The following is a 12,428-nucleotide window of genomic DNA, read 5'->3' on the forward strand; positions in this document are numbered from 1 at the left end:
AATAGGCTTTATTTACTGGGTTCTGGTGAGATTTAATACCTTGGAAAATAATCGTTTAAACAATAATGGGATGGATTGTGTTCCCCGTTTTTCGATTTCATTAGAAATGGCTATCGCTAAATCAGGTTTAGACGTCCGTTGAATGGCGCGCTGAATAATTTTATTCATCGGGTAGGCATTATTTTGCGGAATCCAATGGGCAAGACGAACAAAAACCTGATTAAATCCTTCCACATAAAAGAAATGCTCAATATCACTACGCGGTAAAAGGGTTAAGCGATCATCCAATTTTTCCTGCTCATTAAGCATGGATTTCACGATTTCCGCGTATTTTCGTCCTGCTTCATCGCCATCCGTCAAGGCGTACCATTCAATGCCCATGGCTTGCGCATACTTAATTAAAGGGCGTAAACCGGATTGGGCAAATTCCACAATGCGAATCCCTTCCATGGCAAGATTGATGCCGAGTAATGCGGCGATTTCAGATAAAAGCCACACTTCAGTTTCGCCTTCCACTAAAATCCAGGTGCGAGAAAATAAGGCGAGACTGCGATTATGATGAATATGAAAGGTTAAACGGCGTAAATCTTCTTTGCTCAGATCGCGGCGGTCAAGCTGATAAGCGCGTGTGCGATCTGTATAACGAACCAGTCGGCAAATATCGCGTAATGACGCTTGAGAAATCAGTTCGACTGAATTGGTTGTGGTAATACGTTGAATGGGCAGATATTGGGTGAGTTCCCACAAGATGGTTACCATTCTTGGGTGTAAGCGGGCTTCAGGATCTTCAAAAATAAGAATAGGGTGAACCGCATGCGTTGTTTCGGCATGGCGTTCAAGCATGAGTAATGAGGTTAAAAAATGCAACAATTGGTGTTGTAACTGACGTTGACCATCTTGCTTTAATTTAGCGCATAAGGCTTTGAGATCATTCCATAAATTGGTGGAATCAAAGACCGGATCTTCTAAAGGCGTTCGCATAAAGTAATGTTGTAGCAAGACGCCAACAGCCCGTAATTCACGACAAGAATGTTGTTCAACTCTATTGCAGAAAGTCGCGGCTTGTTGGGCACTTTGTGCATGAAGACGAGCATCGCGCAGGCGATAAATCGGGTAGCGGTTAATCAAAATAAGAGCAATATTCACCGCACTTTTCAGCTCGATGGTTTCACCTTGCGCATTTAAAAAAGAATAATGGGTTTCAATTTGCGTTCCTTGTTGTTCACCGGTGACGCGTAAATAAATGCGATCTAAACCATCATCGTGGGGCACAAAAACATGCTGCAATGCTTCATTTTGTGGCGCATCATTTTCTTGAGCATCACGTTCAGAAAAGGTAAAGAGCAAGGTAATATTTTGCGGTTCTTGCGATTGGTGAAAATCTTCAGCAGTAAACTGATAGAGCGTATTTTTACCGTTTAGAATTAAACTTAATGCCGCCAATAAGCTCGATTTTCCCCAAGCATTTTCCCCGATTAAGAGCATGTTGGGACGTAAGTGAATAGAAAGGCGATTAATGCCGCGAAAGCCCATAATTTCCAGTTGGCGTAAATACATTCGTTGAGTTCCATTCGTTTTAAGTTAGAATAAGCATAAACAGACCACACTTTATTTTCAAGAGATAAAAAAGATGTTTGAAGGATTATTAATTGTTTTAGCCCCCATGTTGTTGGGCTATTTAATCAAAACTCACAATGAAAAATTACTGAGCCGCATTAATCGGATGGTGATGATATTACTTTATGCGATTTTATTTGTGATGGGCGTGTCTTTAGGGCAAATTGAAGATGTCTTCAGCAAACTGCCTAATATTGGTTTCTCTGCCTTGACCTTTGCTTTGATTATTATGAGCTGCAATATTATTGGGCTGGTTATTTTTGATAAGCTTAAACCGGCGCCATTAAAGCATCTCGGTTCCAATTTACCGCCGCGTTGGAAATTGCTTTTAGATAGTGCCAAACTTTGCTCAATGGTTGTGTTGGGCTTTGTGTTTGGTTTTTTGAGTTATGGATATTTTGCATTGCCATTACATGCGAGCACTTATGTGTTAGTCACTTTGATTTTCTTTGTGGGGATTCAATTGCGGAATAATGGCATTTCTTTGCGTGAAGTGTTGTTTAATAAACGCGGCATTTACACAGGGTTGATCATGATTATGACCTCGTTAGTGGGCGGCGTATTTTCTGCTTACGCGCTGAATTTACCGTTAACGCAAGGTTTGGCGATTTCATCAGGATTAGGCTGGTATTCTTTATCCAGCGTGGTGATTAATGATGCTTGGGGCCCGATATTTGGAAGCATTGCCTTTTTTAACGATTTGATGCGTGAAATTGTAAGCCTGTTTGTGATTCCGTTATTTATGTTTCACTATCGTTCAACGGCGGTCGGACTAGCCGGCGCCACAGCCTTAGACTGTACACTTCCGATTATCCAACGTTCAGGCGGAATGGAAGTGGTGCCACTTGCTATTAGTTTTGGTTTTGTCACCAACATCGCGCCCCCAATTTTGTTGGTCTTTTTCTCATCCATTCCCCTTTGAGTTTGGGATGAAAATCAACAGGGCGATTTTATCATCAAGTAAGGATCAGGATATTGATAGACAAATTCTAACTCATCACAGATTTTATTGCCGTGGACAATGCGCTGTAAATCCGAGTCTTGGCAGTCAAAGTGCGGTGGATTTATGGCAAGTTTTTCCGCCATGGCGGTATAATATTCGGCACGCGTAGGATGTTGTGGCGCGACCAAATGATATAAACGATGACCACTTGGGGTTTCGAGTAAACTTTGAACGGCGCGTGAACAGTCTTCTAAATGCACCAAATTCACAGGGCTGTTGCCTTGTTCATAGGATTTTCCGCTCATCGTATGGACAGGATGACGATCATCACCAATTAATCCGCCAAAGCGTAAAATATCAATATCCAAATCTTCAAACTGAAAAAGCATTTGTTCGATTTGATAGAAAACAGAGTTTTCATCTGCCGCGCTCAATTCCGTAAATTCGCCATGTGCTTGGGGAAAAACGGATGTCGTGCTGATAAAGATAATATGCTGCACCCCATACAATAAGGCTTCATTCACCAAATTCTCAATACTTCGCATATAAACATCAGGATCGAAGAAATGTGAGCTAGGCGGTAAATTAATCACAAGGCTGTCCACAGACAAGAGCGCATAAAGGTCGTCAGGATCGGCATTGATGTCAGGGGTGAGTTCAAGCTGATAGGTTTCAAGTCGCCATAAACGCATTTCTTCCACCCCTTCAGGCGTGCGTTTACTGCCTTTTACATCCCAACCCAGATTACGCAAATCACGGGCTAAAGGTAAACCAAACCAACCTAATCCAACAATGGCTACTGATCGCATAATGTTCCTTGTAGGGGCAAAACATTTTTTGCCCCAAAATATCGTGGAATGTCAGGGCGAAAAATATTTCGCCCCTACAGTTCTTTGGGGTTATTTGGACAACAAATCCAACGCTTCTTGGTATTTCGCTACGGTTTTTTCAATCACATCCGCCGGTACTTTCGGCGCCGGGGCTTGTTTGTTCCAACCGCTATTTTCTAACCAATCGCGCACAAATTGTTTGTCAAAAGACGGTGGATTGGTGCCTTCTTTATAGGTTTCCACTGACCAAAAACGGCTTGAATCAGGGGTTAACACTTCATCCATTAACGTCAATGTGCCGTTTTCATCTAAACCGAATTCAAATTTGGTGTCGCAAATAATAATGCCTTTGGTTAAGGCAAAATTTGCCGCTTCCGTATAAAGCGCAATCGCAGCATCACGTACTTTGGCAGCAAGTTCGGCACCAATTTGACGCTCACATTCTTCATAAGAAATATTAATATCGTGATCGCCCACTTCTGCTTTGCTGGATGGCGTAAAAATCGGTTGTGGTAATTTGCTCGCTTCAACCAAACCCTCAGGTAATTTTAAGCCACAAATCGTCCCTGTTTTGTTATAGTCTTTTAAACCTGAACCGGTCAAATAACCGCGCACAATACTCTCAATTTTAACCGGCGTAAGACGTTTACAAACCACCGCGCGATCTTTGACTAAATCCGCTTCTTCTTTGGGTAACACATCATAAACACTGTCACCGGTAAAATGATTTGGCATAATGTGTTCTAATTTCTTAAACCAAAAATTAGAAATTTGGGTCAAAATTTCGCCTTTACGCGGAATAGGATCATCTAAAATTACATCGAAAGCAGAAAGGCGATCTGTCGCCACCATCAACATACGTTTATCATCAATTTCATAAAGATCACGTACTTTTCCGGAGTAGATTTTTTTTAAACTTAATTCGGTCATTGTGTTTGTCCTTGTTGATATTGTATTTTAAAAACTGCCCAAAAGTATACCGCACTTTGCAAACGTTTGCTATACGGTTTTAGCTTGCACTTCAAGCTAAAATAGCCGACAATACGCCCCGATTTTTATAACGGAAAAAGAATAACAATGACCTATCCACAACAAGTTGATAAACGTCGCACATTCGCGATTATTTCTCACCCCGATGCGGGTAAAACCACCATTACAGAAAAAGTATTGTTATACGGAAATGCCATTCAAACGGCCGGTTCCGTAAAAGGCAAAGGTTCCACTGCCCACGCAAAATCAGACTGGATGGAAATGGAGAAACAACGGGGTATTTCAATTACCACTTCTGTGATGCAATTCCCTTATAACGACTGCTTAGTAAATTTACTGGATACCCCGGGGCACGAAGACTTCTCGGAAGATACCTATCGCACATTGACCGCCGTTGACAGCTGCTTAATGGTGATTGATGCGGCAAAAGGGGTAGAAGAGCGCACCATCAAATTAATGGAAGTTACGCGTTTGCGCGACACGCCAATTTTAACCTTTATGAACAAACTCGACCGCGATATTCGTGATCCAATGGAATTATTGGACGAAGTTGAAAGCGTGTTGAATATTCATTGTGCGCCTATTACTTGGCCGATTGGTTGCGGTAAATTATTTAAAGGGGTTTATCATTTATATAAAGATGAAACCTATTTATACCAAACAGGACAAGGCTCCACCATTCAAGAAGTACGCATTGTTAAAGGTTTAAATAATCCGGATTTAGACGCGGCGGTGGGCGATGATTTAGCGCAACAACTGCGCGATGAATTAGAGTTGGTGAAAGGCGCGTCCAATGAATTTGACCACGATTTATTTATCAGTGGTGAATTAACCCCGGTTTTCTTTGGAACCGCTTTGGGTAACTTTGGGGTAGATCATTTTTTAGACGGTTTAACCCAATGGGCGCCAAAACCGCAACCGCGCCAAACGGACGTGCGTTTAGTGGAAAGTTCAGAAGAAAAATTCAGTGGCTTTGTGTTTAAAATCCAAGCCAATATGGATCCGAAACATCGCGACCGCGTGGCGTTTATGCGTGTCGTCTCGGGTAAATATGAAAAAGGGATGAAATTAAAACATGTGCGCATTGGCAAAGATGTGGTGATTTCTGATGCCTTAACCTTTATGGCGGGCGACCGTTCCCATGCGGAAGAAGCCTATGCCGGCGATATTATCGGTTTACATAATCACGGTACCATCCAAATCGGCGACACGTTCACCCAAGGCGAAGAAATGAAATTTACAGGTATTCCAAACTTCGCACCTGAATTATTCCGCCGTATTCGTTTAAAAGATCCATTGAAGCAAAAACAATTGCTTAAAGGTTTGGTACAACTTTCAGAAGAAGGTGCCGTACAGGTTTTCCGTCCGCTAATGAACAACGATTTAATCGTTGGCGCAGTCGGTGTGTTGCAGTTTGATGTGGTGGTTTCGCGTTTGAAATCGGAATACAACGTGGAAGCGATTTATGAAAACGTGAACGTGGCAACCGCTCGTTGGGTGGAATGTACTGACGCGAAGAAATTTGAAGAATTTAAGCGTAAAAATGAGCAAAATTTGGCGTTAGACGGTGGGGATAATTTAACCTACATCGCCCCAACCATGGTCAATCTCAACCTTGCGCAAGAACGCTATCCTGATGTGACGTTCTTTAAAACAAGAGAGCATTAATATCATTGCTAACAAAAGTGCGGTTAATTTCACCGCACTTTTTTGTTTGTTATTTAAACCTCAGCACGGACGTGTGGGAATAAAATATTATTTTCCAAATGGGTATGCTCAATTAAATCTTCCGCAAATTTTGCTACACCGGCATAAAGTGCCAACCAAGATGAACAGGCGTCAGTAGGCGGGGTAAAATGATGGGTTAGAGACGTTAATACTTCCAGTTGTTCGCCCATTCCTTCGTGTTCCATTTCCATTACACGAATTGGCATACAAGCCATGGCATAATTGCCTGCACAAATCATCGGGAAAAGAATTTGCTCTTCTTTCATCATATGTTGACGCAGTTCGTCATAAATTGCTTGTAAGGCTGCCGTTAAGCCAATAGGTGCATCGTCACGATCGCCGTGTACACGTTCAACTTTTTCTGCTAATTCAATGAGTTCCGGCAATTGCGTACGGTGAGTATCGTGGAAACGTTTGACTAAATGCGCCGTAAAATCCGTATAACTTGCCTGTGTCCAATCTGTTGTCTCTCTTGTATCCGTTTGTTGTAATTCCAATAAACGAGCTTCTAATTCAGCGAGCTCAATGCCTTTTTGTTTTGCGGCTTGAGCCAGTTCAACTGCGCCACCACAACAAAAATCTAAACCATATTCGCGGAACAGTTTTGTTGAACTTGGAATTGCAACGGCAATTTCGCCTATTTTTTGATTTGCAAATGACATAATAAAATCCTTATGTGTGAGTTTGTGTTTAAAGCCGAGTTAAATGGTAAGGTATTTTTTTACTAAATGCAAAACCAAAAAGAAAAAAGCCACGAAAAAACTCGTGGCATTAGACGCTATTTTGACTTACACATCATAAGTCCCCATCACAACTGCTTGATCCAAAATATGACCTTGCATGGCAAAATGGAGATCGTTAAAACGGAAACCTTGAGCTAAATCTAATTTAGTATCAAGGGCATACACAATTAATTCATAACGGTGTAAGCAATTTGGTGGTGCCATACCACCGTAAGCAGAAGCTTCTTCAATGCTGAAATTACCGAGTTTACTTGCCCAAGTATTGGCACCTTGCACAAAATCCACCGCGCTTTGGCTTTCATTTTCAGCAACAGATGTACGCGCAAGGTTGGCGATAAGCCAATGGATCCAAACAAAACCGCTGGCGGTAATGGCATCTTTATCTTCGAGCACCACCGCAAAGGATTTTGTTCCTTCTGGCGCGTCTTCAATTTGGAACGGAATGGAATAACTAGGCATGCCGTTTGGAGTAAATTGGGTTCCACGTTTGCCGTATTTATCTTCAAATGCACCATTGACAATGGCAGAGCTGGTTACTTTCATTGTTTTTTCCTTCTTTAATGTGATTAGTGTTGGGATTATATCGAATTTGAAGCTAAATTTTGCTAGACTAAATCAAACTCTTTGCAAAGAAGTGAAGGAAAATTATGCATTGTCCATTTTGTTCAACAGAAGAAACGAAAGTGATTGATAGCCGTTTGGTGTCAGAAGGTTATCAAGTAAGGCGGCGGCGTGAATGTACTCATTGTCGTGAACGCTTTACGACATTTGAGACCGCAGAGCTTGTTGTGCCCAAAATTGTGAAAACAGACGGTTCTCGCGAGCCATTTAATGAAGACAAATTACGCCGCAGTATGCAGCATGCCGTGGGCAAACGCCCTGTGAGTGAAGATGACCTTGAGAAATCTATTGGTCATATTATTCATTATTTACAAGCCACCGGTGAGAGAGAAGTGCCAAGTAAACTGGTGGGCAATTTAGTGATGGCTGAGCTGAAAAAACTGGATAAAGTCGCTTATATACGCTTTGCATCTGTGTATTTAAGTTTTGATAATATCAACGAGTTCACCAAAGAAATCGAGAAATTAAAGGATTAATGATGAGCCAATTTACCCCACAAGACGAACAATTTATGCAACGTGCTATTGAGTTAGCTAAGCAAGGACGTTTTACGACAACACCCAACCCTTCAGTCGGCTGTGTATTGGTTAAACACGGTGAAATTGTGGGGGAAGGTTTTCACTATAAAGCAGGGGAACCGCATGCGGAAGTGATGGCATTAGGTGCCGCAGGAGAGCAAGCAAAAGGGGCAACGGCTTATGTGACTCTTGAGCCTTGTTCTCATTATGGGCGTACACCGCCTTGTGCCTTAGGTTTGATCAATGCCGGTGTGACGAAAGTCATTGCCGCTATGCGAGATCCTAACCCTGAAGTGGCAGGGCGTGGGTTGAAAATGCTTTATGATGCCGGTGTTGAAAGTGCGGTCGGTTTATTGGCAGAAAAGGCAGAAGGCTTGAATAAGGGCTTTTTAAAACGTATGCGTACAGGTTTGCCTTTTGTGCAATTGAAATTGGCGATGAGTTTAGATGGACGTACTGCGATGGAAAATGGTGAAAGCCAATGGATTACAGGATGTCAAGCGCGTGCTGATGTGCAGGTTGGGCGTGCGCAGGCTTCCGCGATTCTTTCCACCGGCGTTACTGTTGAAATGGATAACCCGAGTTTAACGGTGCGTTGGAATGAACTGCCTGAAGAGATAAAAAGGGAATATCCGGCAGAAAATCTACGCCAACCTGTGCGAGTAATTTTAGATTTTCAACATCGTGTCCAACCGCAGCATAAATTATTTGAAACGAATTCGCCCGTTTGGTTAGTGAGCGATAGAGCGCGTGATTTAACGGATTTTCCTGATTTTTGTGAAGAAATTATCGTGGAGATTACGGATAATCCGACCACGCTGTTTAATGTGATGCGCATTTTAGGGCAACGTCAAATTAATACGGTTTGGGGTGAAGCAGGGGCTACTTTAGCCGGTGCGTTGATTGAAGAAAATTTAGTGGATGAGTTAATTGTCTATATTGCACCAAAATTGTTAGGTGATAAAGCGCGAGGATTGTGTCGCTTACCGAATGTAACGGAGTTGAAAGATGCGCCAAAATGGGCTTTACAAAGTGCGGTTAAAATTGGGGCAGATTTAAAAACGGTTTATATAAGGGAAGATAATGATTAAGAAATTACTACAATCTGCTTTAATTGGGTTAGTTTGTGCCGCACTGATTTTATTTGTTGCCCCGCGTTTTATGGGGAATTCCTTGTTGCCCTTAACGAATGAAGTGATGTCTTTTAAACAGGCGGTACGTTTAGCCGCGCCGGCAGTGGTGAATGTTTATAATCAGTCTTTTGTGAGCGAAAATAACTTAGATGCAGGGGATGTGATCACCAGTGAATTAGGTTCAGGGGTGATTATGTCGGCAGATGGGTTGGTGGTGACGAATAAGCATGTGATCCAAATGGCGGATCAGGTGATTATTCTTTTGCAAGATGGCCGTGCCTATGAAGCGACCTTAGTGGGGGTGGATAGCTTGACCGATCTTGCGGTGTTACGTATTTATGGGGAAAATTTGCCCACTATTCTACAAAATCCTAAACGCCTTGTTCATGTGGGGGATATTGCCTTAGCCATTGGTAATCCTTATAACTTAGGGCAGAGCGTATCACAAGGGATTATTAGCGGCACAGGTCGTAATGCCATTGGTGAAACCGTAGGACGTCAAAATTTTATTCAAACAGATGCATCGATTAATAAAGGAAATTCAGGGGGCGCGTTAATTAATTCATTAGGGGAATTAATTGGAATCAATACCTTGACGATCGGAAAAAATGAAGTAGAGACGGCTGAAGGTTTAGGATTTGCGATTCCCATTAGTGTGGTTAATGATGTGGTACAACGCATTTTAAGAGATGGGCGCGTTATTCGTGGTTATTTGGGCGTGAGTACCAATATTTTATACAGCAATGGGCAAGAGCGTGATTATGGGGAAGGGATCATGATCGATGCCCTTAAACCTAATGGTCCGGCACAAAAAGCGGGATTAAAAGAAAATGATGTGATTTTAAAATATGGTGAACAAGCGATTGGATCGCCTTCGCAGTTAATGGATTTAATCAGTAATACCAGACCGAATACCACGGTACCCTTGTTGATTTTACGTGGTGACAAACAACTGACTATCCCTGTGACCATAGAAGAATATCCGGAAGAAGATACGCGCTCAGAGCCATAATACATGCGCTTTTGCTAGAACATCGGCTGAAATATCAGTAAAATAGCCGCCCATTTATAATCGAGATAATAAAAATGACAGCATTAAATATTGCCATTGCCGCAGAATTTGAACTTTGTGAAAAACTCAGTGAGTATTTGGCACAAAGTGATTTAAATATCAATAAGTTAGCCATTGTTGAAATCATTCCGTTTAACGAAGAACAAGGCGTACGCTTTAATAATAAAGCGGTTGCACAGCTGACTACTGACGAGGTTGATTGGTCGGATTTTGATTATTTGCTTTTTGCCGGTCATGCACAACAAGCCGCACATATTGCCAATGCCGCGGAATCCGGTTGTGTCGTGATTGATATGAAAGGCGTAACTGCAAATATTGCCGGTGTACCTGTTGTGGTGCCAACGGTAAATGATGAGGACATTGCGTCTATTCAACAACGTAACATCGTAGCCATGCCGGATCCACAAGTAGCTCAATTAGCATTGAGTTTGTCACCGCTGATTGAACAAATTCAATTAGATCAAATTGTAGCGACATCCATGTTGCCGGCATCTTATACGGACAGTGAAACCGTATCCAAATTAGCCGGGCAAACAGCACGTTTATTAAACGGTATCCCATTGGATGAAAACGAACAACGTTTGGCCTTTGATGTTTTCCCACAAAGTGCGGTGAATTTAAGCCAACAATGGCAAAAAATCTTCCCGGCAACCCCTGTGGTATTCCATTCGATTCAAGTGCCCGTATTTTACGGAATGGCGCAAAAAGTCACCGCACTTTCGGCGTATGAATTAGATGTAGATGCATTGCGTAGCCAATGGCAGGAAAATGCCTTGATTCAGGTGGAAGAAAACCTCATTACACCGGTGTTGAATGGCGAACAAGAGAGCAGTGAAGACAACGTTAAATTGCATTTGAGCGGCTTAAGTGCGGTGGAAAACGGGCTTGAATTTTGGTCTGTAGCAGATGAACAGCGTTTTAATTTAGCTTGTTTAGCGGTGAAGCTTTTGGAAAGTATGGTGAAATAAGTAACTAAAAAACTATCGGATAGCTGATAGGTTTGGTGTAATAGGTAAATTTGTTGCTATTACACCAAAAACAGCTCAAATAGACAAAACAGTTGCTAATGTTTATTTTCTTTAAATGTTAGCAACTTTTTCTATTTAGAAAATCCTGTATAAACAATACCTTACGTCTTTTATTTAATCCGTTATGCTTATTTATTCTGCCGAAATGTACCGGATATTTCAACTGTTTACCAGCCAAATTCCGTCATTAGTTTTTTCCATTGTTCATCCAATCCTGCGCGGATTTCGATTCTTTCCTGTGTAATCGGGTGATCAAAGCTTAATGTCTCTGCATGTAGCATTAATCTTGATACCCCTGTTTTCTCGCTCAATCCGCGATTTTGGTGTAAATCGCCATATTGCGTGTCGCCAAGGATAGGGTGAAAAATATGCTTCATATGACGGCGTAATTGGTGTTTCCGCCCTGTTTGTGGCATTAATCGTACTAAAGAATAACGCGCCGTTTGATATTTGCCGATTGCCCAAGGCATTTCTACGGTTTGCAAACCGGTGTAATTTGTCACCGCACTTTGTGGTTCTTTATCCTCTTGCGCAAATTTATCTGCAATTTTATCCAATTGAATTTTAAGGGGATAATCAATCTGTGCCGAACCTGTTAAATAACCACGCACTACGGCAAGATAGCTTTTTTCTACGGTTTTTTCTTCAAATTGCAGACAAAGCAAGTTAGCCATTTCGCTATTCAAGGCAAATAACAACACGCCCGAGGTTGGGCGATCTAAACGATGAATAGGAAAAACATACTGCCCGATTTGATCGCGCAGCGTTTGCATAACAAACTGTGTTTCATGACGATCCAACCAACTGCGATGCACCAACATTCCGGCGGGTTTATTGACTGCCACCAAATACGCATCTTGATACAGAATTTCTAACATCATTGATTTTTCAGTAATTCTTCCAGTTCAAGCAAGGGTTTGAGCAAATCTTGTAAACGCTCGTGTTTCTTTAGGGCTTCTTCAATATAAGGCGAAATGGCGATTTGGCTTGGCAATGGATGTTGGCTTTCGCAAAGGGCGTGCATACGCGGAATAAAAATCCATTGCAACCATTCGGTGGCACTCATGCGATCAATGGCGAACGGCTCGGTGCTGGCAAAAGCTTCTTCACTAGGCGCTTCAATTTGCCATAAATCCAGTTCATTCATGACCGTTTGAAGCGCGGTTAAATGTTGACGTGTTTTTTGTCGAATTGGCATAAATTCT

General features: G+C 42.0%; 13 protein-coding genes. 6 read left to right on the forward strand and 7 right to left on the reverse strand.

The features are described from left to right. Window positions 1-12 precede the first annotated feature (12 nt). On the reverse strand, window positions 13-1,557 hold the full coding sequence (locus tag E7T07_RS05200) for a DUF2813 domain-containing protein (RefSeq protein WP_135709841.1): 1,545 nt from the start codon (window positions 1,555-1,557) through the stop codon (window positions 13-15). 73 nt (window positions 1,558-1,630) lie between these two features. Here E7T07_RS05200 and E7T07_RS05205 point away from each other — a divergent pair, with 73 nt between their 5' ends. Next, window positions 1,631-2,539: a LysO family transporter gene (locus E7T07_RS05205; RefSeq protein ID WP_135709842.1), complete on the forward strand. Its 909-nt coding sequence runs from the start codon at window positions 1,631-1,633 to the stop codon at window positions 2,537-2,539. A gap of 14 nt (window positions 2,540-2,553) precedes the next feature. Here the strand turns inward: E7T07_RS05205 and E7T07_RS05210 are convergent, their stop codons facing one another. Further along, window positions 2,554-3,369, reverse strand: coding sequence for a Rossmann-fold NAD(P)-binding domain-containing protein (locus tag E7T07_RS05210; RefSeq protein ID WP_135709843.1), 816 nt, complete (start codon window positions 3,367-3,369; stop codon window positions 2,554-2,556). Between the two features lie 90 nt (window positions 3,370-3,459). Continuing rightward, entirely contained in the window at window positions 3,460-4,320 is an 861-nt protein-coding gene (locus tag E7T07_RS05215; protein WP_135709844.1) for a phosphoribosylaminoimidazolesuccinocarboxamide synthase, read from the reverse strand. 147 nt (window positions 4,321-4,467) lie between these two features. Here E7T07_RS05215 and prfC point away from each other — a divergent pair, with 147 nt between their 5' ends. Continuing rightward, entirely contained in the window at window positions 4,468-6,048 is a 1,581-nt protein-coding gene (prfC, locus tag E7T07_RS05220; RefSeq protein ID WP_135709845.1) for a peptide chain release factor 3, read from the forward strand. Window positions 6,049-6,101: 53 nt separating this feature from the next. Here prfC and ytfE read toward each other — a convergent pair whose 3' ends face one another. Both ytfE and E7T07_RS05230 read right to left on the reverse strand, forming a co-directional pair. Continuing rightward, window positions 6,102-6,770, reverse strand: a complete 669-nt coding sequence (gene ytfE, locus E7T07_RS05225) for an iron-sulfur cluster repair protein YtfE (protein ID WP_135709846.1) — start codon at window positions 6,768-6,770, stop codon at window positions 6,102-6,104. A 126-nt stretch (window positions 6,771-6,896) separates the two neighbouring features. Further along, window positions 6,897-7,394 carry a YbhB/YbcL family Raf kinase inhibitor-like protein gene (locus tag E7T07_RS05230; RefSeq protein ID WP_135709847.1) on the reverse strand — a complete coding sequence of 166 codons (498 nt, stop codon included), beginning with the start codon at window positions 7,392-7,394 and terminating at the stop codon, window positions 6,897-6,899. A gap of 104 nt (window positions 7,395-7,498) precedes the next feature. Here E7T07_RS05230 and nrdR point away from each other — a divergent pair, with 104 nt between their 5' ends. From nrdR to E7T07_RS05250, 4 genes are all read left to right on the forward strand, one after another. Further along, window positions 7,499-7,948 carry a transcriptional regulator NrdR gene (gene nrdR, locus E7T07_RS05235; RefSeq protein ID WP_135709848.1) on the forward strand — a complete coding sequence of 150 codons (450 nt, stop codon included), beginning with the start codon at window positions 7,499-7,501 and terminating at the stop codon, window positions 7,946-7,948. A 2-nt stretch (window positions 7,949-7,950) separates the two neighbouring features. Further along, window positions 7,951-9,081 carry a bifunctional diaminohydroxyphosphoribosylaminopyrimidine deaminase/5-amino-6-(5-phosphoribosylamino)uracil reductase RibD gene (ribD, locus tag E7T07_RS05240; RefSeq protein ID WP_135709849.1) on the forward strand — a complete coding sequence of 377 codons (1,131 nt, stop codon included), beginning with the start codon at window positions 7,951-7,953 and terminating at the stop codon, window positions 9,079-9,081. After that, window positions 9,074-10,135 carry an outer membrane-stress sensor serine endopeptidase DegS gene (gene degS, locus E7T07_RS05245; protein WP_135709850.1) on the forward strand — a complete coding sequence of 354 codons (1,062 nt, stop codon included), beginning with the start codon at window positions 9,074-9,076 and terminating at the stop codon, window positions 10,133-10,135. The genes ribD and degS overlap by 8 nt, the downstream gene beginning before the upstream one ends. Window positions 10,136-10,209: 74 nt before the next feature. After that, window positions 10,210-11,163: an oxidoreductase gene (locus E7T07_RS05250; protein ID WP_135709851.1), complete on the forward strand. Its 954-nt coding sequence runs from the start codon at window positions 10,210-10,212 to the stop codon at window positions 11,161-11,163. A gap of 227 nt (window positions 11,164-11,390) precedes the next feature. Here the strand turns inward: E7T07_RS05250 and truC are convergent, their stop codons facing one another. Then, the gene (gene truC, locus E7T07_RS05255; RefSeq protein WP_135709893.1) at window positions 11,391-12,101 is read right to left on the reverse strand and encodes a tRNA pseudouridine(65) synthase TruC; all 711 of its coding nucleotides are present in this window, start codon (window positions 12,099-12,101) and stop codon (window positions 11,391-11,393) included. Further along, window positions 12,101-12,415 (reverse strand): YqcC family protein, encoded by a 315-nt coding sequence (locus E7T07_RS05260; RefSeq protein ID WP_135709894.1) that lies wholly within the window; start codon window positions 12,413-12,415, stop codon window positions 12,101-12,103. Before E7T07_RS05260 ends, truC begins: the two co-directional genes overlap by 1 nt. Between the last annotated feature and the right edge of the window lie 13 nt (window positions 12,416-12,428).

The sequence above is a fragment of the Actinobacillus porcinus genome, from assembly GCF_901764995.1.
GTDB classification, from domain to species: Bacteria; Pseudomonadota; Gammaproteobacteria; order Enterobacterales; family Pasteurellaceae; genus Exercitatus; species Exercitatus porcinus.

Excerpts from the sequence above, each read along its gene's own strand:
- truC (WP_135709893.1), bottom strand. The coding sequence starts at position 12,101 with ATGTTAGAAATTCTGTATCAAGATGCGTATTTGGTGGCAGTCAATAAA.
- ribD (WP_135709849.1), top strand. The coding sequence starts at position 7,951 with ATGAGCCAATTTACCCCACAAGACGAACAATTTATGCAACGTGCTATT.
- ytfE (WP_135709846.1), bottom strand. The coding sequence starts at position 6,770 with ATGTCATTTGCAAATCAAAAAATAGGCGAAATTGCCGTTGCAATTCCA.
- degS (WP_135709850.1), top strand. The coding sequence starts at position 9,074 with ATGATTAAGAAATTACTACAATCTGCTTTAATTGGGTTAGTTTGTGCC.
- E7T07_RS05210 (WP_135709843.1), bottom strand. The coding sequence starts at position 3,369 with ATGCGATCAGTAGCCATTGTTGGATTAGGTTGGTTTGGTTTACCTTTA.
- E7T07_RS05215 (WP_135709844.1), bottom strand. The coding sequence starts at position 4,320 with ATGACCGAATTAAGTTTAAAAAAAATCTACTCCGGAAAAGTACGTGAT.
- nrdR (WP_135709848.1), top strand. The coding sequence starts at position 7,499 with ATGCATTGTCCATTTTGTTCAACAGAAGAAACGAAAGTGATTGATAGC.
- E7T07_RS05200 (WP_135709841.1), bottom strand. The coding sequence starts at position 1,557 with ATGTATTTACGCCAACTGGAAATTATGGGCTTTCGCGGCATTAATCGC.
- prfC (WP_135709845.1), top strand. The coding sequence starts at position 4,468 with ATGACCTATCCACAACAAGTTGATAAACGTCGCACATTCGCGATTATT.
- E7T07_RS05205 (WP_135709842.1), top strand. The coding sequence starts at position 1,631 with ATGTTTGAAGGATTATTAATTGTTTTAGCCCCCATGTTGTTGGGCTAT.
- E7T07_RS05230 (WP_135709847.1), bottom strand. The coding sequence starts at position 7,394 with ATGAAAGTAACCAGCTCTGCCATTGTCAATGGTGCATTTGAAGATAAA.
- E7T07_RS05250 (WP_135709851.1), top strand. The coding sequence starts at position 10,210 with ATGACAGCATTAAATATTGCCATTGCCGCAGAATTTGAACTTTGTGAA.